Source organism: Bacillus sp. FAU20, assembly GCF_056033865.1.
On the sequence record NZ_JBVYHY010000017.1, the window covers coordinates 62,501 to 79,844 of the forward strand.

The 17,344-nt window shown below is 38.9% G+C and carries 14 protein-coding genes, 2 rRNA genes and 1 other annotated feature (1 of these 17 only partly in view); all 16 genes read left to right on the forward strand.

Annotated features, from left to right (window positions below; all coding sequences use genetic code 11):
- Positions 1-1,966 (forward strand): 23S ribosomal RNA (locus tag AC0OM3_RS12675); it begins 957 nt to the left of the window's first position.
- A 49-nt stretch (positions 1,967-2,015) separates the two neighbouring features.
- Positions 2,016-2,131: ribosomal RNA gene (gene rrf, locus AC0OM3_RS12680) — 5S ribosomal RNA — on the forward strand.
- Between the two features lie 208 nt (positions 2,132-2,339).
- Positions 2,340-2,801, forward strand: coding sequence for a transcriptional regulator CtsR (gene ctsR / locus AC0OM3_RS12685; RefSeq protein WP_001244565.1), 462 nt, complete (start codon positions 2,340-2,342; stop codon positions 2,799-2,801).
- A 170-nt stretch (positions 2,802-2,971) separates the two neighbouring features.
- Positions 2,972-3,520 carry a UvrB/UvrC motif-containing protein gene (locus AC0OM3_RS12690; protein ID WP_000128402.1) on the forward strand — a complete coding sequence of 183 codons (549 nt, stop codon included), beginning with the start codon at positions 2,972-2,974 and terminating at the stop codon, positions 3,518-3,520.
- Positions 3,521-3,524: 4 nt separating this feature from the next.
- The gene (locus AC0OM3_RS12695) at positions 3,525-4,589 is read left to right on the forward strand and encodes a protein arginine kinase (RefSeq protein WP_000050842.1); all 1,065 of its coding nucleotides are present in this window, start codon (positions 3,525-3,527) and stop codon (positions 4,587-4,589) included.
- Between the two features lie 22 nt (positions 4,590-4,611).
- On the forward strand, positions 4,612-7,047 hold the full coding sequence (gene clpC / locus AC0OM3_RS12700; protein WP_000971184.1) for an ATP-dependent protease ATP-binding subunit ClpC: 2,436 nt from the start codon (positions 4,612-4,614) through the stop codon (positions 7,045-7,047).
- A gap of 95 nt (positions 7,048-7,142) precedes the next feature.
- On the forward strand, positions 7,143-8,519 hold the full coding sequence (gene radA / locus AC0OM3_RS12705; protein ID WP_001085202.1) for a DNA repair protein RadA: 1,377 nt from the start codon (positions 7,143-7,145) through the stop codon (positions 8,517-8,519).
- A 3-nt stretch (positions 8,520-8,522) separates the two neighbouring features.
- A complete protein-coding gene (gene disA, locus AC0OM3_RS12710; RefSeq protein WP_000392158.1) occupies positions 8,523-9,596 on the forward strand; it encodes a DNA integrity scanning diadenylate cyclase DisA in 1,074 nt (357 codons plus the stop codon).
- Positions 9,597-9,756: 160 nt separating this feature from the next.
- The gene (locus tag AC0OM3_RS12715) at positions 9,757-10,866 is read left to right on the forward strand and encodes a PIN/TRAM domain-containing protein (protein ID WP_000919677.1); all 1,110 of its coding nucleotides are present in this window, start codon (positions 9,757-9,759) and stop codon (positions 10,864-10,866) included.
- A 16-nt stretch (positions 10,867-10,882) separates the two neighbouring features.
- Positions 10,883-11,563, forward strand: a complete 681-nt coding sequence (gene ispD, locus AC0OM3_RS12720; RefSeq protein ID WP_000288285.1) for a 2-C-methyl-D-erythritol 4-phosphate cytidylyltransferase — start codon at positions 10,883-10,885, stop codon at positions 11,561-11,563.
- Positions 11,564-11,679: 116 nt separating this feature from the next.
- Positions 11,680-12,156, forward strand: a complete 477-nt coding sequence (ispF, locus tag AC0OM3_RS12725) for a 2-C-methyl-D-erythritol 2,4-cyclodiphosphate synthase (RefSeq protein ID WP_000488386.1) — start codon at positions 11,680-11,682, stop codon at positions 12,154-12,156.
- An 89-nt stretch (positions 12,157-12,245) separates the two neighbouring features.
- Positions 12,246-13,703 carry a glutamate--tRNA ligase gene (gene gltX / locus AC0OM3_RS12730; protein WP_000415141.1) on the forward strand — a complete coding sequence of 486 codons (1,458 nt, stop codon included), beginning with the start codon at positions 12,246-12,248 and terminating at the stop codon, positions 13,701-13,703.
- A gap of 47 nt (positions 13,704-13,750) precedes the next feature.
- Positions 13,751-13,997, forward strand: a binding site (T-box leader).
- Between the two features lie 150 nt (positions 13,998-14,147).
- Entirely contained in the window at positions 14,148-14,813 is a 666-nt protein-coding gene (gene cysE / locus AC0OM3_RS12735) for a serine O-acetyltransferase (RefSeq protein ID WP_000476496.1), read from the forward strand.
- Positions 14,794-16,191: a cysteine--tRNA ligase gene (gene cysS, locus AC0OM3_RS12740; RefSeq protein WP_000152251.1), complete on the forward strand. Its 1,398-nt coding sequence runs from the start codon at positions 14,794-14,796 to the stop codon at positions 16,189-16,191. The genes cysE and cysS overlap by 20 nt, the downstream gene beginning before the upstream one ends.
- 2 nt (positions 16,192-16,193) lie before the next feature.
- Positions 16,194-16,601, forward strand: coding sequence for a Mini-ribonuclease 3 (locus AC0OM3_RS12745; RefSeq protein WP_000564261.1), 408 nt, complete (start codon positions 16,194-16,196; stop codon positions 16,599-16,601).
- A complete protein-coding gene (rlmB, locus tag AC0OM3_RS12750) occupies positions 16,598-17,341 on the forward strand; it encodes a 23S rRNA (guanosine(2251)-2'-O)-methyltransferase RlmB (RefSeq protein WP_000200237.1) in 744 nt (247 codons plus the stop codon). The genes AC0OM3_RS12745 and rlmB overlap by 4 nt, the downstream gene beginning before the upstream one ends.
- Positions 17,342-17,344: the final 3 nt, after the last annotated feature.

Here is a 17,344-nt window from a genome sequence, read left to right on the forward strand (position 1 = left end):
ACTCCGAATGCCAATGACTTATCCTTAGGAGTCAGACTGCGAGTGATAAGATCCGTAGTCAAAAGGGAAACAGCCCAGACCGCCAGCTAAGGTCCCAAAGTGTGTATTAAGTGGAAAAGGATGTGGAGTTGCTTAGACAACTAGGATGTTGGCTTAGAAGCAGCCACCATTTAAAGAGTGCGTAATAGCTCACTAGTCGAGTGACTCTGCGCCGAAAATGTACCGGGGCTAAATACACCACCGAAGCTGCGGATTGATACCGAATGGTATCAGTGGTAGGGGAGCGTTCTAAGGACAGTGAAGTCAGACCGGAAGGACTGGTGGAGTGCTTAGAAGTGAGAATGCCGGTATGAGTAGCGAAAGACGGGTGAGAATCCCGTCCACCGAATGCCTAAGGTTTCCTGAGGAAGGCTCGTCCGCTCAGGGTTAGTCAGGACCTAAGCCGAGGCCGACAGGCGTAGGCGATGGACAACAGGTTGATATTCCTGTACCACCTCTTTATCGTTTGAGCAATGGAGGGACGCAGAAGGATAGAAGAAGCGTGCGATTGGTTGTGCACGTCCAAGCAGTTAGGCTGATAAGTAGGCAAATCCGCTTATCGTGAAGGCTGAGCTGTGATGGGGAAGCTCCTTATGGAGCGAAGTCTTTGATTCCCCGCTGCCAAGAAAAGCTTCTAGCGAGATAAAAGGTGCCTGTACCGCAAACCGACACAGGTAGGCGAGGAGAGAATCCTAAGGTGTGCGAGAGAACTCTGGTTAAGGAACTCGGCAAAATGACCCCGTAACTTCGGGAGAAGGGGTGCTTTCTTAACGGAAAGCCGCAGTGAATAGGCCCAAGCGACTGTTTAGCAAAAACACAGCTCTCTGCGAAGCCGTAAGGCGAAGTATAGGGGGTGACACCTGCCCGGTGCTGGAAGGTTAAGGAGAGGGGTTAGCGTAAGCGAAGCTCTGAACTGAAGCCCCAGTAAACGGCGGCCGTAACTATAACGGTCCTAAGGTAGCGAAATTCCTTGTCGGGTAAGTTCCGACCCGCACGAAAGGTGTAACGATTTGGGCACTGTCTCAACCAGAGACTCGGTGAAATTATAGTACCTGTGAAGATGCAGGTTACCCGCGACAGGACGGAAAGACCCCGTGGAGCTTTACTGTAGCCTGATATTGAATTTTGGTACAGTTTGTACAGGATAGGCGGGAGCCATTGAAACCGGAGCGCTAGCTTCGGTGGAGGCGCTGGTGGGATACCGCCCTGACTGTATTGAAATTCTAACCTACGGGTCTTATCGACCCGGGAGACAGTGTCAGGTGGGCAGTTTGACTGGGGCGGTCGCCTCCTAAAGTGTAACGGAGGCGCCCAAAGGTTCCCTCAGAATGGTTGGAAATCATTCGTAGAGTGCAAAGGCATAAGGGAGCTTGACTGCGAGACCTACAAGTCGAGCAGGGACGAAAGTCGGGCTTAGTGATCCGGTGGTTCCGCATGGAAGGGCCATCGCTCAACGGATAAAAGCTACCCCGGGGATAACAGGCTTATCTCCCCCAAGAGTCCACATCGACGGGGAGGTTTGGCACCTCGATGTCGGCTCATCGCATCCTGGGGCTGTAGTCGGTCCCAAGGGTTGGGCTGTTCGCCCATTAAAGCGGTACGCGAGCTGGGTTCAGAACGTCGTGAGACAGTTCGGTCCCTATCCGTCGTGGGCGTAGGAAATTTGAGAGGAGCTGTCCTTAGTACGAGAGGACCGGGATGGACGCACCGCTGGTGTACCAGTTGTTCTGCCAAGGGCATAGCTGGGTAGCTATGTGCGGAAGGGATAAGTGCTGAAAGCATCTAAGCATGAAGCCCCCCTCAAGATGAGATTTCCCATAGCGTAAGCTAGTAAGATCCCTGAAAGATGATCAGGTTGATAGGTTCGAGGTGGAAGCATGGTGACATGTGGAGCTGACGAATACTAATAGATCGAGGACTTAACCATATAATATGAAGCAATGTTATCTAGTTTTGAAGGAATATGCCTTCAATAGTTTGGTGATGATGGCAGAGAGGTCACACCCGTTCCCATACCGAACACGGAAGTTAAGCTCTCTAGCGCCGATGGTAGTTGGGACCTTGTCCCTGTGAGAGTAGGACGTCGCCAAGCAACTAAACACGAGTCAAATGACTCGTGTTTTTTCGTATTTTCTTTTATAATCCATAGTAATTAAAAAAATGTGCTTAAATAATTACTATTTTGATTAAATGCAGGGGAATGTGGCTAGGATAGTGAATAAGCAAAAGAGTTGCAAATTTTATTAATACGTATATAATTAAAGTCAAAGATAGTCAAAGTCAATAAAGGTGGCGGATAAATGAGAAATATATCTGATATCATTGAGCAATATCTAAAGCAAGTTATTGACTTAAGTAATAATAATGTGATTGAAATCAAAAGAAATGAGATTGCGGATCGCTTCGAGTGCGTACCATCTCAAATCAATTATGTAATCAATACCCGTTTTACATTAGAAAGAGGATTTGTAGTAGAAAGTAAACGTGGTGGAGGAGGTTACATTCGCATTATAAAAGTCAAACTGCATGATGATATAGACATTATTGATCAAATGCTTCATATGATTGATCATAGCGTTGCACAAGGGAATGCAGAGAGTATGATTATACGTTTATTAGAAGAGGGAATTATAACAGGCCGTGAAGCAAAACTAATGTTAAGTGTACTAGATCGTTCTGTATTATCAATGGATATTCCTTCTCGAGATGAACTTAGGGCTCGAATATTATGCGCAATGTTAAGAACACTGAAATATAAATAAATACAGCTTTTGTAAAAGAATGATAATTAAGATAGGGCAGTTAAATATTGTAGAAGTTTTGAAAAAGAGCATGTACTTTTATCTAAATGGATTAAGGAAAGAGGACAATCTAGTAATGTATGAAAAGTATCATGAGGTAGATCGTTCCTGTTGTAAAGGTGGGGATATTGATGACTTGTCAAAACTGTAATATAAGACCAGCAACTTTACATTATACAAAAGTAATCAACGAGAAGAAGGCGGAAGTTCATCTTTGTGAGCAATGTGCAGAGCAAAGTGGCTATACGTCTTTCTTTCAATCATCACAGTCTAACTTTTCATTTCATGATGTATTTGCTGGTTTATTACACGGTGAATCAACAATGTTTGGAGAAGGAAAAAACGGGTTTTCAAATACAAATACAGTAAGATGTCCAGGTTGTAAGATGACATATGAACATTTTACAAAGGTGGGACGCTTTGGTTGTGCTTCTTGTTACGATACATTTAAAGGACACTTAAACCCATTGTTAAAGCGACTTCATGGTGGACATACAGAACATTGTGGAAAAATTCCGGAACGAATGGAAGGAAATATCCACTTAAAGAAAGAATTAGATGAACTAAAACTTATTCTGAAACAATATGTACAGAATGAGGAGTTTGAGAAAGCTGCTGAGGTAAGAGATGAAATTCGAGGGCTTGAAACTCAGCTTAGTGAGCATAGAGAGGGGGAGTAGTTCTATGTCACTGGACAAAATTATGAATGAAGCGATTAGTCCATGGATGAAGGGGGATGGCCCTGATTCTGATATTGTTTTAAGTAGTCGAATTCGTTTGGCTCGTAATTTTAAGCAATATCAATTTTCTACTATGCAAAACGAAGAGGAAGCTCAAAAGGTTCAAGAATTATTTAAAAAGAAATTTATAAATAAAGCGGTAGAGCCCTTTGGGAAGTTTGGACTATTAAAAATGAATGAATTAACTCCTCTTCAAAGGAGAGTTTTAGTTGAAAAGCATTTAATTAGTCCAAATCTAGCAGGGACTGAATATGGAGCATGTCTGTTATCAGAAAGCGAACACATTAGTGTGATGCTTAATGAGGAAGACCACATTAGGATTCAGTGCCTATTTCCAGGACTACAGTTATCAAAGGCGCTTCAAAGCGCCAATCAAATAGATAATTGGATTGAAAAAGAGGTTGAATATGCTTTTGATGAATCACTTGGATATATTACGAGTTGTCCTACTAACGTTGGTACAGGATTAAGAGCTTCTGTAATGATTCATTTACCAGGGCTGGTTTTAACAAAAAGAATTAGCCGTATTATACAAGTAATTCAAAAATTAGGTTTAGTAGTAAGAGGAATATACGGTGAAGGTAGCGAAGCGTTAGGTAATATATTTCAAGTATCAAATCAAATGACGCTAGGGAAATCCGAAGAAGATATTATTGCAGATTTAAAGAGTGTCATGCAGCAAATCATACAACAAGAAAAATTGGCCAGAGAATTAATTGTACAAAATTCGAGTATTGAGCTTGAAGATAAGGTTTATCGTTCTTACGGTATACTAGCAAACAGTCGTTTAATTCAATCTGCAGAAGCGGCAACTTGCTTATCGGATGTACGACTCGGTATTGATCTAGGATATATAAAAGGTATATCGAGAAATATTTTGACTGAGCTAATGGTTCTTACGCAACCTGGTATTTTACAACAATATGCAGGAGGACCTTTAGGACCAGAAGAAAGAGATTATCGAAGAGCAACCTTAATCCGTGAGCGATTACGTATTGAAAAAAACTAAGCGCAAGTAGGAGGCGATTTCTATGATGTTTGGAAGATTTACAGAAAGAGCACAGAAAGTATTAGCTTTATCTCAAGAGGAAGCAATTCGCATTGGGCATAATAACATTGGAACAGAACATATTTTACTTGGGCTTGTACGCGAAGGTGAAGGAATTGCAGCAAAAGCGTTAATTGCTCTTGGATTGAGCCCGGAGAAAGTGCAAAAAGAGGTAGAAGCGTTAATTGGACGTGGAACAGAAGCTTCTCAAACTGTACATTATACACCTCGTGCTAAAAAAGTTATTGAATTGTCTATGGATGAAGCGCGTAAGCTAGGACATTCTTACGTTGGAACAGAACATATTTTACTTGGCTTAATCCGTGAAGGTGAAGGTGTAGCGGCACGTGTATTAAATAATTTAGGTGTAAGCCTCAATAAAGCAAGACAACAAGTGTTACAACTTCTTGGAAGTAACGAAGCAAGTTCAGGTCACCAAGGTGGTTCATCGACAAATGCAAATACACCGACACTAGACAGTTTAGCGCGCGACTTAACAGTTGTTGCACGTGAGAATCGTTTGGATCCTGTTATTGGACGTAGTAAAGAAATTCAACGTGTAATTGAAGTGTTAAGCCGTAGAACAAAAAACAATCCAGTGTTAATTGGAGAGCCTGGTGTAGGTAAAACAGCAATTGCTGAAGGGTTAGCACAGCAAATCGTAAATAATGAAGTTCCTGAAACGTTAAGAGATAAGCGTGTTATGACACTAGATATGGGAACAGTGGTAGCTGGGACGAAATATCGTGGTGAGTTTGAAGATCGTTTAAAGAAAGTAATGGATGAAATACGTCAAGCAGGGAATATTATTCTATTTATTGATGAACTTCATACATTAATCGGTGCAGGTGGAGCAGAAGGTGCAATCGATGCATCAAATATTTTAAAACCATCTTTAGCACGCGGAGAATTACAATGTATTGGTGCGACAACTTTAGATGAGTATCGTAAATATATTGAAAAGGATGCAGCTTTAGAGAGACGTTTCCAGCCAATTCATGTTGATGAGCCGAGTCTAGAAGAATCAACTCAAATCTTGAAAGGTTTACGCGATCGTTATGAGGCCCATCACCGTGTGTCTATTACAGATGATGCAATTGATGCAGCTGTGAAACTTTCCGATCGTTATATTACGGATCGTTTCTTACCAGATAAAGCAATTGATTTAATTGATGAAGCTGCTTCAAAGGTTCGCTTACGTTCTTATACAACACCACCAAACTTAAAAGAGCTTGAAGTGAAGCTTGAGGAAATTCGAAAAGAAAAAGATGCGGCTGTACAAAGTCAAGAGTTTGAAAAGGCTGCTTCCTTACGTGATATGGAACAACGCTTACGTGAGAAATTGGAAGATACAAAGCGTCAGTGGAAAGAACAACAAGGAAAAGAAAATTCAGAGGTTACGGTAGAAGATATTGCAAATGTCGTTTCTACATGGACACGTATCCCTGTTTCTAAACTTGCACAAACAGAGACTGATAAATTATTAAACTTAGAATCCATTCTTCATGATCGTGTCATCGGCCAGGATGAAGCGGTAGTGGCTGTAGCGAAAGCTGTTCGTCGTGCAAGAGCAGGACTGAAAGATCCGAAACGTCCAATTGGTTCATTTATTTTCTTAGGACCAACAGGTGTAGGTAAAACAGAATTAGCAAGAGCATTGGCAGAATCTATGTTCGGTGATGAGGATGCAATGATTCGCATTGATATGTCTGAGTATATGGAGAAACATTCAACTTCTCGCTTAGTTGGTTCTCCTCCAGGATATGTTGGGTATGAAGAAGGCGGACAATTAACAGAGAAGGTTCGTCGTAAGCCGTATTCAGTTGTCCTATTAGATGAAGTAGAGAAGGCGCATCCTGATGTATTTAATATTTTACTACAGGTATTGGAAGATGGTCGTTTAACTGATTCTAAAGGACGTACAGTTGACTTCCGTAATACGATTGTTATTATGACGTCTAACGTTGGTGCTGAGGCGTTAAAACGTAACAAACATCTTGGATTTAACGTACAAGATGAAAGCCGTGATTATTCGGATATGAAAGGTAAAGTAATGGATGAGCTGAAAAAGGCATTTCGTCCAGAATTCTTAAACCGTATTGATGAAATTATCGTATTCCATATGCTTGAGAAAAAACATATTCAAGAAATTGTGACTCTTATGGTAAATCAGTTAGTGAATCGCTTAAAAGAACAAGAAATTGAATTGCAATTAACAGAAGGGGCGATTGCAGCTATTGCTGATAAAGGGTTTGATCGTGAATATGGTGCTCGTCCACTACGTAGAGCAATTCAGAAGCATGTAGAGGATAGACTATCGGAAGAACTTTTAAAAGGTGCTATTGAGAAAGGACAAAAAGTTATCTTTGATGTAGAAGGGGAAACATTTGTCATTCATAGTGCTGAAAAGGTAAAATAAGTATAGACAAACTAAGAGGGCTACGAGATAGCCCTCTTTCTTGTACGAGAAGGTCAAATGTTTATAGATGAAAGCGAAGTGAAATATAAAAAGATATGGCTAAAAAGAAAACAAAATTCACATGTCAAGAGTGTGGTTATCAATCACCAAAATATATGGGTAAATGTCCAGGGTGTGGTCAATGGAATTCGCTTGTTGAAGAGATGGAACCAGTTGTATCATCCAGACGCCTAAATTATGCAAATGCAATTCAAACAGAAGTAACAAAACCAAGACGTCTTACAGAAGTAGAAACAAAGTCTGAGGCACGTATTGAAACAAAATTTCAGGAGTTTAACCGTGTACTAGGTGGCGGAATTGTAGATGGATCTTTAGTACTTATTGGTGGGGACCCTGGGATTGGAAAATCAACGTTATTATTACAGATTTCCTCGCAATTAGCAGATGCTTCATATGATGTATTGTATATATCAGGTGAGGAGTCAGCAAAGCAGATTAAACTTCGTGCAGATCGTTTACATGTAAATGGTAGTAATCTATTTGTTGTATCAGAGACAGATTTACAGCGTATTGCAGCACATATTGAAGAGATGAATCCTGCTTTTGTTGTTATTGATTCTATTCAAACGATACATTTACCTGAGGTGACATCAGCTCCTGGTAGTGTGGCGCAAGTACGTGAATGTACAGCAGAATTAATGAAACTTGCAAAAACAAAGGGAATCCCAATTTTCATCGTAGGGCATGTGACAAAAGAAGGTGCAATTGCGGGACCGCGTATGCTAGAACATATGGTCGATGCAGTTCTTTACTTTGAAGGAGATCGACACCATACATATCGTATTTTACGAGCTGTAAAGAATCGTTTTGGTTCTACGAATGAAATGGGTATCTTTGAAATGAAAGAACTTGGCCTTGCAGAAGTCTTAAATCCTTCTGAGATTTTCCTTGAGGAAAGACCAGTTGGAGTTGCAGGTTCAACAGTAGTTGCCTCAATGGAAGGAACAAGACCAGTTTTAGTAGAAATACAGGCATTAATTTCCCCTACTAGTTTTGGAAACCCTCGAAGAATGGCGACAGGAATTGATCATAATCGTGTCTCGCTTATTATGGCGGTACTAGAGAAAAGAACAGGTTTACTATTACAAAATCAAGATGCGTATTTAAAAGTAGCTGGTGGTTTGAAATTAGATGAACCGGCAATTGATTTAGCTGTTGCCTTAAGTATAGCTTCAAGTTTTAGAGATAAATCTACGGCACCAACTGATGCGGTAATAGGAGAAGTTGGATTAACTGGAGAAATAAGAAGAGTATCAAGAATCGAACAACGTGTACAAGAAGCAGCTAAATTAGGATTTCAACGTGCTATCATTCCTAGAAAAAATTTAGGGGGGTGGACAATTCCAGAGGGGATTGAGGTTGTAGGTGTTTCTAATTTAGGAGAAGCGCTTCGTTTGACATTAGGAGGCTAGGCTATGGAAGAAAATAAGCAACGTGTCAAAAGTATAATTAATATTTTACAGCTCGTGGCCCCGGGAACACCACTGCGCGAAGGGATAGATAATGTACTTCGCGCACAAACAGGGGGACTAATTGTTCTTGGGTATAATGAGCAGATTAAAAGCATTGTTGATGGTGGTTTTCATATTAATTGCGCATTCTCTCCTGCTAGTTTATATGAATTAGCAAAAATGGATGGAGCACTTATTTTAAATGAAACTGGAAGTAAAATTTTAATTGCAAACGCACAGTTAGTTCCGGATTCATCTATTGATTCTATTGAAACAGGTATGCGTCACCGAACAGCAGAGCGTGTAGCAAAGCAGACGGGCAGCCTTGTTGTGGCCATTTCACAAAGACGTAATGTAATTACGCTATATCAAGGGAACTTACGTTATACATTAAAAGATATAGGTGTCATTTTAACAAAAGCAAATCAAGCAATTCAAACGCTAGAAAAATATAAGGCTGTATGGAATGACGGCATTACGAATTTGGGCATTCTAGAATTTGAAGAGGTCGTTACAATGTCCGAGGTGGTTCACGTTTTACATAGTGTTGAAATGGTGCTGCGTATAAAAAATGAAATATTGAGCTATATTCATGAGTTAGGAACAGAAGGTAGGTTAATTCGTTTACAGCTTACAGAATTACTAGCTGATTTAGAGGCAGAGGCAGCATTGTTAATTAAAGATTATCACCAGGAGAAAACACAAGACCATCATCAAATCTTGAAAAAGTTACAAGATCTTGCAAATACACAACTTTTAGAGGATAGTGATTTAGTTAAATTACTTGGCTATCCAGGACAAACAAGTTTAGAAGAAAGTGTGACACCTAGAGGGTATCGAATTACAAGCAAGATTTCTCGTGTTCCGCCACTTATTATAGAGAATTTAATTAATCGATTTAAAACATTGCAAGGTGTTTGCCGAGCAACTATTAATGAATTGGATGATGTGGAAGGAATTGGAGAAGTGAGAGCGAAGAAAATACGAGAAGGTCTAAAAAGAATTCAAGAGCATCTCTATATGAGTAGACACAATTAAGAATATTACATTGATTCTATAATATAACGACACTAGAACATTTTTGGTATATGATATGATATATTGGTAAATAAAACTATTTACAAAAAAACACGTCCGCTTTTGCATTCGGCGTTTTGATTAGCGAAACAATGGTTAATAATGAGTAGGAGGTGGTTGGATGTTAAAACGGATTGTACAGCTCTTCTTTTTAGTGATCGGGGGAGCGTTAGGGATTTACTTAATCCCAAAAATTATTAATGTATTAGATATCGGTGCGGTTCCTTTGTTGGAAGGATCGTATGTTCGTGCAATTATTGGTGCAATTATTTTATTTTTAACAACATTTTGGCTTGTAGATTATATTGTTCAACTTATTAAGCATATTGAAGAGGCTCTTGTAAAGGCGCCTGTAGCAGATGTTTTATTTGGTACATTAGGATTAATCTCTGGTCTTATTGTTGCATATTTAATTTTGATACCAATTCGTGAATTTACAATTCCAGTTATTAGTACGGTGTTGCAAGTGTTCTTCACCCTTTTACTTGGATATTTAGGATTCCAAGTAGGATTTAAAAAGAGGAATGAATTGCTAGGATTATTTACATTACCCCAACGCGGAGGTAAGAAGAAAAACAATAGTGAGAATGAAGAGGTAGAGGTCGAAGCGGAAAAATCTACGACTCATTGGAAAATTCTTGATACGAGTGTAATTATTGATGGACGTATTGCAGATATTTGCCAAACAAAGTTTTTAGAAGGAACAATTGTCATTCCGCAATTCGTATTAGAAGAGCTTCAGCATATTGCCGATTCTTCAGATGCTTTAAAGCGTAATCGTGGCCGCAGAGGACTAGACATTTTAAATCGTATTCAAAAGGAGATGCCAATTCCGGTAGAAATTTATGAAGGCGATTTCGATGATATCCAAGAAGTAGATAGCAAGCTTGTAAAGTTGGCAAAAATCACTGGTGGAACTGTAGTAACAAACGATTTCAATTTAAACAAAGTTTCTGAATTACAAGGGGTTACGGTGTTAAACATTAATGATTTAGCTAATGCGATTAAACCAGTCGTACTCCCTGGTGAAGAATTAAGTGTTTATGTTGTGAAAGATGGTAAAGAACAAAATCAAGGTGTTGCATACTTAGATGATGGTACGATGATTGTAGTAGAAGATGGTAGAGAGTATGTGGGTTCACAACTTGACGTACTTGTTACTAGCGTATTACAAACATCGGCTGGTCGTATGATTTTCGCAAAACGTAAATTGCTAGAAAAAGCATTATAAGTAGAGGATTATTAATATGTATACATTAATTATTCCGGCAGCGGGCCAAGGAAAACGAATGGGTGCTGGTAAAAATAAGTTATTTTTACTTATAGATGAAGTACCAATTATTGTGCACACATTGCGTGCTTTTGAAAAAGATAAAGCGTGCAAAAGTATTATTATGGCAATTAACGAAGAGGAACGCCCGTATTTTGAAGAGTTAATGCAGAAGTACCAGATTGAAAAGCACGTACAATTTATTCAGGGTGGAGCCGAAAGACAAGATAGCGTATATAACGCACTTCAGTATGCGAGTGGTGTCGAATATGTTCTTGTGCATGACGGGGCGCGCCCGTTCGTAACGAATAAAGTGATTCGCGATGTATTAACTGCAGCAGAAAAATATGGAGCTTCCATTTGTGCAGTGCCAGTAAAAGATACTGTTAAGAAAGTAGAGCGGGGTGTTGTTGTAGAAACGGTAGAGCGATCTCAACTTAACGCTGTACAAACACCACAAGGATTCTCTGTTTCTCTTTTGCTAGAAGCTCATAGAAGCGCAAAGCAAAGTTGTTTTCTTGGCACAGATGATGCAAGTCTCGTAGAACGTGTTGGGAAGCAAGTAGGTGTAGTAGAGGGGAGTTACTATAATATTAAAGTGACGACTCCGGAAGATCTATTAATTGCTGAAAGTTTCCTACGTGTTCAGAAGAAATAACGTTGATGATGTGTTAATAAAGAAAAGCTCGGCAACAGCCGGGCTTTTCTTTATAAGGATAGCGATATAATATAGAGTCATAAAGCTCAGTAGTTTAGCTTAAGGAGGAAGTAAGGATGTTTCGAATTGGACAAGGTTTTGATGTACATGAATTTGCGGAAGGGCGCCCGTTGATTATCGGTGGAATTACAATTCCACACGAGAAAGGATTAATCGGTCATTCAGATGCAGATGTATTGTTACATACGATTGCTGATGCATGTTTAGGTGCGATTGCAGCAGGAGATATCGGAAAGCATTTTCCTGATACAGACCCAGCTTTTAAAGATGCAGATTCAGCTGTATTGTTACAAAAAGTTTGGGAATTTGTACGTGAACAAGGTTATGAGTTAGGAAATTTAGATTGTACAATTATTGCTCAAAAACCAAAAATGGCACCACATATTGAGAGCATGCGTAAGCGCATTAGTGAACTGTTAGAAACGTCTATCGATAACATTAATGTAAAGGCAACAACAACAGAAAAATTAGGATTTACAGGTAGAGAAGAAGGGATTGCTTCTCAAGCAGTTGTTTTATTACAGAAAAAATAATGGTTTTTAATTCGTAAGATGGATAATCACATTTTTTTGGTGTACAATTATAGAATGTGTTGACATTAAGAATGGAAGGTGTACCAATTATGGAAAAGCAAGTGAGAGTACGCTACGCGCCAAGTCCAACAGGACACTTACATATCGGAAATGCGCGTACGGCATTATTTAATTATTTATTTGCTCGTCATTTAGATGGCAAGTTTATTATTCGTATTGAAGATACTGATGTAAAACGTAACGTGGCTGGTGGAGAAGAAAGCCAATTAAAATACTTGAAATGGCTCGGTATGGACTGGGATGAAGGTGTTGATGTTGGTGGTGAATTTGGACCATATCGCCAAACAGAGCGTTTAGATATTTATAAAAAATTATATGAAGATTTATTAGAGCGTGGTTTAGCTTATAAATGTTATATGACAGAAGAAGAGCTTGAAGCAGAGCGTGAAGGACAAATCGCTCGCGGTGAAACACCTCGTTACGCAGGTAACCACCGTGAATTAACTGCAGAACAAGTGAAAGAATTTGAAGCTGAGGGACGTATTCCAAGTATTCGCTTCCGTGTACCAGCTGATCGTGACTACACATTCAAAGATATTGTAAAAGATGAAGTTGCGTTCCATTCAAATGATTTCGGTGATTTTGTTATTGTGAAAAAAGATGGAATTCCAACTTATAACTTTGCAGTAGCAGTAGATGATCATCTAATGGAAATTACACATGTACTTCGTGGTGATGATCATATTTCAAATACACCGAAACAAATGATGATTTATGAAGCTTTCGGCTGGGATATTCCACAATTCGGTCATATGACTCTAATTGTTAATGAAAGTCGTAAAAAGTTAAGTAAGCGTGATGAATCTATTATTCAATTTATTGAGCAATATAAAGAGCTTGGGTATCTTCCAGAAGCAATCTTTAACTTTATTGCACTACTAGGTTGGTCTCCGGTAGGAGAAGAAGAAATCTTCTCTAAAGATGAGTTTATCAAAATGTTCGATGCAGCTCGTTTATCAAAATCACCTGCATTATTTGATTCTCAAAAACTAAAATGGATGAACAACCAGTATATGAAAAAGCAAGATTTAGATACGGTTGTAGAGTTAAGCTTACCGCATTTAGTGAAAGCTGAACGTGTGGGAGAAACTTTAAGCGAACAAGACCAAGCTTGGATTCGTGATGTAATTGCTTTATACCATGAACAAATGAGTTTTGGAGCTGAAATTGTAGAGCTTTCTGAAATGTTCTTTAAAGATCATGTTGATTATGAAGAAGAAGGACAAGAAGTATTAAATGGTGAACAAGTACCTGAAGTACTTCGTGCATTTGCTGGTCAAATAGAAGCTCTAGAAGCGATGGAGCCAGCAGCAATTAAGGCAGCGATTAAAGCAGTTCAAAAGGAAACAGGACATAAAGGTAAAAATTTATTTATGCCAATCCGTGTTGCAACTACAGGACAAACGCATGGTCCAGAGCTTCCGAATGCTATTGCACTTCTTGGAAAAGAAAAAGTTTTAAATCGTCTTCAAAAAGTAATTGGTTAACATTTTCTAGGTTTAGAAATATAATAAGTATACCTAAAACCTAATAAGGAAAAGCGACGAGAAGGAGAAGTAGAAAATCAGGCTTTTTACAGAGAGAACCACCTTTAGGCTGGGAGTGGTTTATAAGCGGATTTTTGAAATGCCCCTTCGAGTCTTCTGCTGAACAGTGAATTGCTTCGTGGGATGTCTTAGGCCGCAAAGTAAGCAGAAGCGGTGTACACCGTTATCATGGATGAGTTTGAGGCTTTTTTAAGCCTAAACAGAGTGGAACCGCGCTTAAAAGGCGTCTCTGTCAATATGACAGAGACGCCTTTTTTTTATACCGTGTAAATAGGTATGAATATGGAATTTATCTCCTTATATAAAGAATTAGGGGAGAAGTGATGGGTTAGGGGAGTTAGTTTGCTTGACAAAAAAGCAGCCCATAAAGGGGAGGGAACACCGATGTTTAAGAGGCTTCGGGAAGATATTGAAGTCGTTTTTGAACAGGATCCAGCGGCAAGAGGTTATTTCGAAGTCATTTTAACTTACTCTGGATTACATGCAGTTTGGGCCCATCGAATTGCACATGCTTTTTATAAAAGAAATTTTTTCTTTCTTGCACGTTTTGTTTCACAAGTGAGCCGCTTTTTTACTGGCATTGAGATCCATCCAGGAGCAACTATTGGTCGACGCTTTTTCATAGATCATGGAATGGGAGTTGTAATTGGAGAAACTTGTGAAATTGGTGATAATGTAACGATTTATCAAGGGGTTACATTAGGTGGTACAGGAAAAGAAAAAGGGAAGAGGCACCCAACAATTCAGGATAATGTATTAATTGCGACGGGTGCTAAAGTTCTTGGGTCTATTACTGTGGGAGAGAATTCTAAAATCGGAGCAGGGTCTGTCGTATTAAAAGAAGTTCCTGCACATTCTACAGTTGTAGGTATACCTGGCCGTGTCGTTATTCAAAATGGAGTAAAGATTGGTCAAGAATTAAATCACTCTGACCTTCCAGATCCGATTTTTGATAAATTAAAGGCTATGGAAGTAGAAATTGATAAATTGAAGAAACAATTGGAATTAAAGGTAGAAAGGAAGGATAAAAATGACTATTCACATTTATAATACGTTAACACGTCAAAAAGAAGAGTTTATTCCATTAGAAGAAAATAAGGTAAAGATGTATGTATGCGGACCTACAGTTTATAACTACATTCATATTGGGAATGCAAGACCTCCTATGGTATTCGATACAGTGCGTCGTTATTTAGAATACAAAGGATACGATGTGCAATATGTATCTAACTTTACGGATGTAGATGATAAATTAATTAAAGCGGCAAATGAATTAGGTGAAGATGTACCGACAATTGCTGATCGTTTTGTTGAAGCGTACTTTGAAGATGTAACAGCACTAGGTTGCAAACACGCAACAGTTCATCCTCGTGTAACAGAAAATATGGATATCATTATTGAATTTATTCAAGAACTTGTGAATAAAGGGTATGCATATGAATCAGAGGGTGATGTGTACTTTAAGACGAAGGAATTCGAAGGTTACGGTAAATTATCACATCAACCAATCGCAGATTTACGTCACGGTGCTCGTATTGAGGTAGGGGAAAAGAAACAAGACCCTCTTGATTTTGCTTTATGGAAAGCTGCGAAAGAAGGAGAAATCTTCTGGGAAAGCCCTTGGGGGCAAGGACGTCCAGGATGGCATATTGAATGCTCAGCAATGGCGCGTAAGTACTTAGGGGATACAATTGACATTCATGCTGGTGGTCAAGACTTGGCGTTCCCACATCATGAAAATGAAATTGCGCAGTCAGAGGCATTGACTGGAAAAACGTTTGCACGTTACTGGATGCATAATGGATATATTAATATTAACAATGAGAAGATGTCTAAATCGCTTGGTAACTTTATTTTAGTTCACGATATTATTAAGCAATACGACCCGCAGTTAATTAGATTCTTTATGTTATCAGTACACTATCGTCACCCGATTAACTTTAGTGAAGAGTTATTACAAAGTACGAATAATGGACTGGAAAGAATTAAAACAGCTTATGGAAACTTAAAGCATCGTATGGAGAGTAGTACGGATTTAACGGACCATAATGAGAAATGGTTAGCTGAAATAGAGAAATTCCAGACTGCATTTGAAGAGGCAATGAATGATGACTTTAACACTGCAAATGCAATTACCGAATTATACAACGTAGCAAATCATGCAAATCAATATTTACTTGAAGAGCATACATCTAAAGTTGTAATTGAAGCATACGTAAAACAATTGGAAACGTTATTTGATATTTTAGGATTAGAATTATCAAAAGAAGAATTACTGGATGAAGAAATTGAAGAGCTTATCCAAAAGCGCATTGAAGCTCGTAAAAATCGCGATTTCGCATTGTCTGATCAAATTCGTGACGATTTAAAAGAACGTAATATTATTTTAGAAGATACCGCTCAAGGTACAAGATGGAAAAGAGGATAAGGATGATTGATGCAAAGCAATTAAACAGCTTGGCGTTAGCGTATATGGGTGATGCGGTATATGAACAATATATCCGCTATCACCTCCTTCAAAAAGGAAAAGTTCGCCCTAATCAATTACATCGCTTAGGGACGAGCTTTGTTTCAGCAAAAGCACAGGCGAAAGTTGTTTATCATTTATTAGAGACGGCATTTTTGACAGAGGAAGAAGAGGCGGTATTAAGAAGAGGGCGTAATGCAAATTCAGGTACAGTTCCGAAAAATACGGATGTACAAACATATCGACATAGTACAGCCTTTGAAGCACTAATTGGTTATCATCATTTATTAAATAATCGTGAAAGATTAGATGAAATTGTATATAAGGCAATTGCAGTTTTAGAAGAAAAGGAAGGGGGCACATCATCATGACTAGTGAATATATTATCGGACGTAACCCTGTAATTGAAGCGTTAAGATCAGGGAGAGATATTAATAAAATTTGGATCGCAGAAGGTGCTGCCAAAGGACAAGTACAAATTGTACTAGCGTTAGCGAAAGAAAATAAGATTATTTTACAACATGCACCAAAGAAAAAGTTAGATCAATTAGTTGAGGGTAATCATCAAGGTGTAATTGCTCAAGTAGCTGCATATCAGTATGCAGAGTTAGAAGATTTATTCAAAGTGGCAGAAAAACGTAATGAAGATCCATTCTTCTTAATTTTAGATGAGATTGAAGATCCGCATAACCTAGGTTCTATTATGCGTACTGCTGATGCAACAGGAGCTCATGGAATTATTATTCCGAAGAGAAGAGCTGTGGGACTTACAGCATCAGTTGCGAAAGCATCAACAGGAGCGATTGAATACATTCCTGTTGCGCGCGTAACAAACTTATCTCGTACAATTGATGAATTAAAAGAGCGTGGACTTTGGATTGCTGGTACAGATGCCAAAGGGAAAACGGATTACCGTAATTTAGATGGTACAATGCCGATTGGATTAGTAATTGGTAGTGAAGGAAAAGGTATGAGTCGTATTATTGGTGAAAAATGTGATTTCCTAATCACTCTACCGATGGTGGGGAAAGTTACATCCTTAAATGCTTCAGTAGCCGCAAGTTTGTTAATGTATGAGGTATATCGTAAACGTCACGAAATTGGTAAATAAAAA

Coding starts and splice junctions, on each gene's coding strand:
- ispF (WP_000488386.1), top strand. CDS start 11,680: ATGTTTCGAATTGGACAAGGTTTTGATGTACATGAATTTGCGGAAGGG.
- clpC (WP_000971184.1), top strand. CDS start 4,612: ATGATGTTTGGAAGATTTACAGAAAGAGCACAGAAAGTATTAGCTTTA.
- ctsR (WP_001244565.1), top strand. CDS start 2,340: ATGAGAAATATATCTGATATCATTGAGCAATATCTAAAGCAAGTTATT.
- radA (WP_001085202.1), top strand. CDS start 7,143: ATGGCTAAAAAGAAAACAAAATTCACATGTCAAGAGTGTGGTTATCAA.
- rlmB (WP_000200237.1), top strand. CDS start 16,598: ATGACTAGTGAATATATTATCGGACGTAACCCTGTAATTGAAGCGTTA.
- AC0OM3_RS12695 (WP_000050842.1), top strand. CDS start 3,525: ATGTCACTGGACAAAATTATGAATGAAGCGATTAGTCCATGGATGAAG.
- AC0OM3_RS12690 (WP_000128402.1), top strand. CDS start 2,972: ATGACTTGTCAAAACTGTAATATAAGACCAGCAACTTTACATTATACA.
- ispD (WP_000288285.1), top strand. CDS start 10,883: ATGTATACATTAATTATTCCGGCAGCGGGCCAAGGAAAACGAATGGGT.
- AC0OM3_RS12745 (WP_000564261.1), top strand. CDS start 16,194: ATGATTGATGCAAAGCAATTAAACAGCTTGGCGTTAGCGTATATGGGT.
- cysE (WP_000476496.1), top strand. CDS start 14,148: ATGTTTAAGAGGCTTCGGGAAGATATTGAAGTCGTTTTTGAACAGGAT.
- disA (WP_000392158.1), top strand. CDS start 8,523: ATGGAAGAAAATAAGCAACGTGTCAAAAGTATAATTAATATTTTACAG.
- AC0OM3_RS12715 (WP_000919677.1), top strand. CDS start 9,757: ATGTTAAAACGGATTGTACAGCTCTTCTTTTTAGTGATCGGGGGAGCG.
- cysS (WP_000152251.1), top strand. CDS start 14,794: ATGACTATTCACATTTATAATACGTTAACACGTCAAAAAGAAGAGTTT.
- gltX (WP_000415141.1), top strand. CDS start 12,246: ATGGAAAAGCAAGTGAGAGTACGCTACGCGCCAAGTCCAACAGGACAC.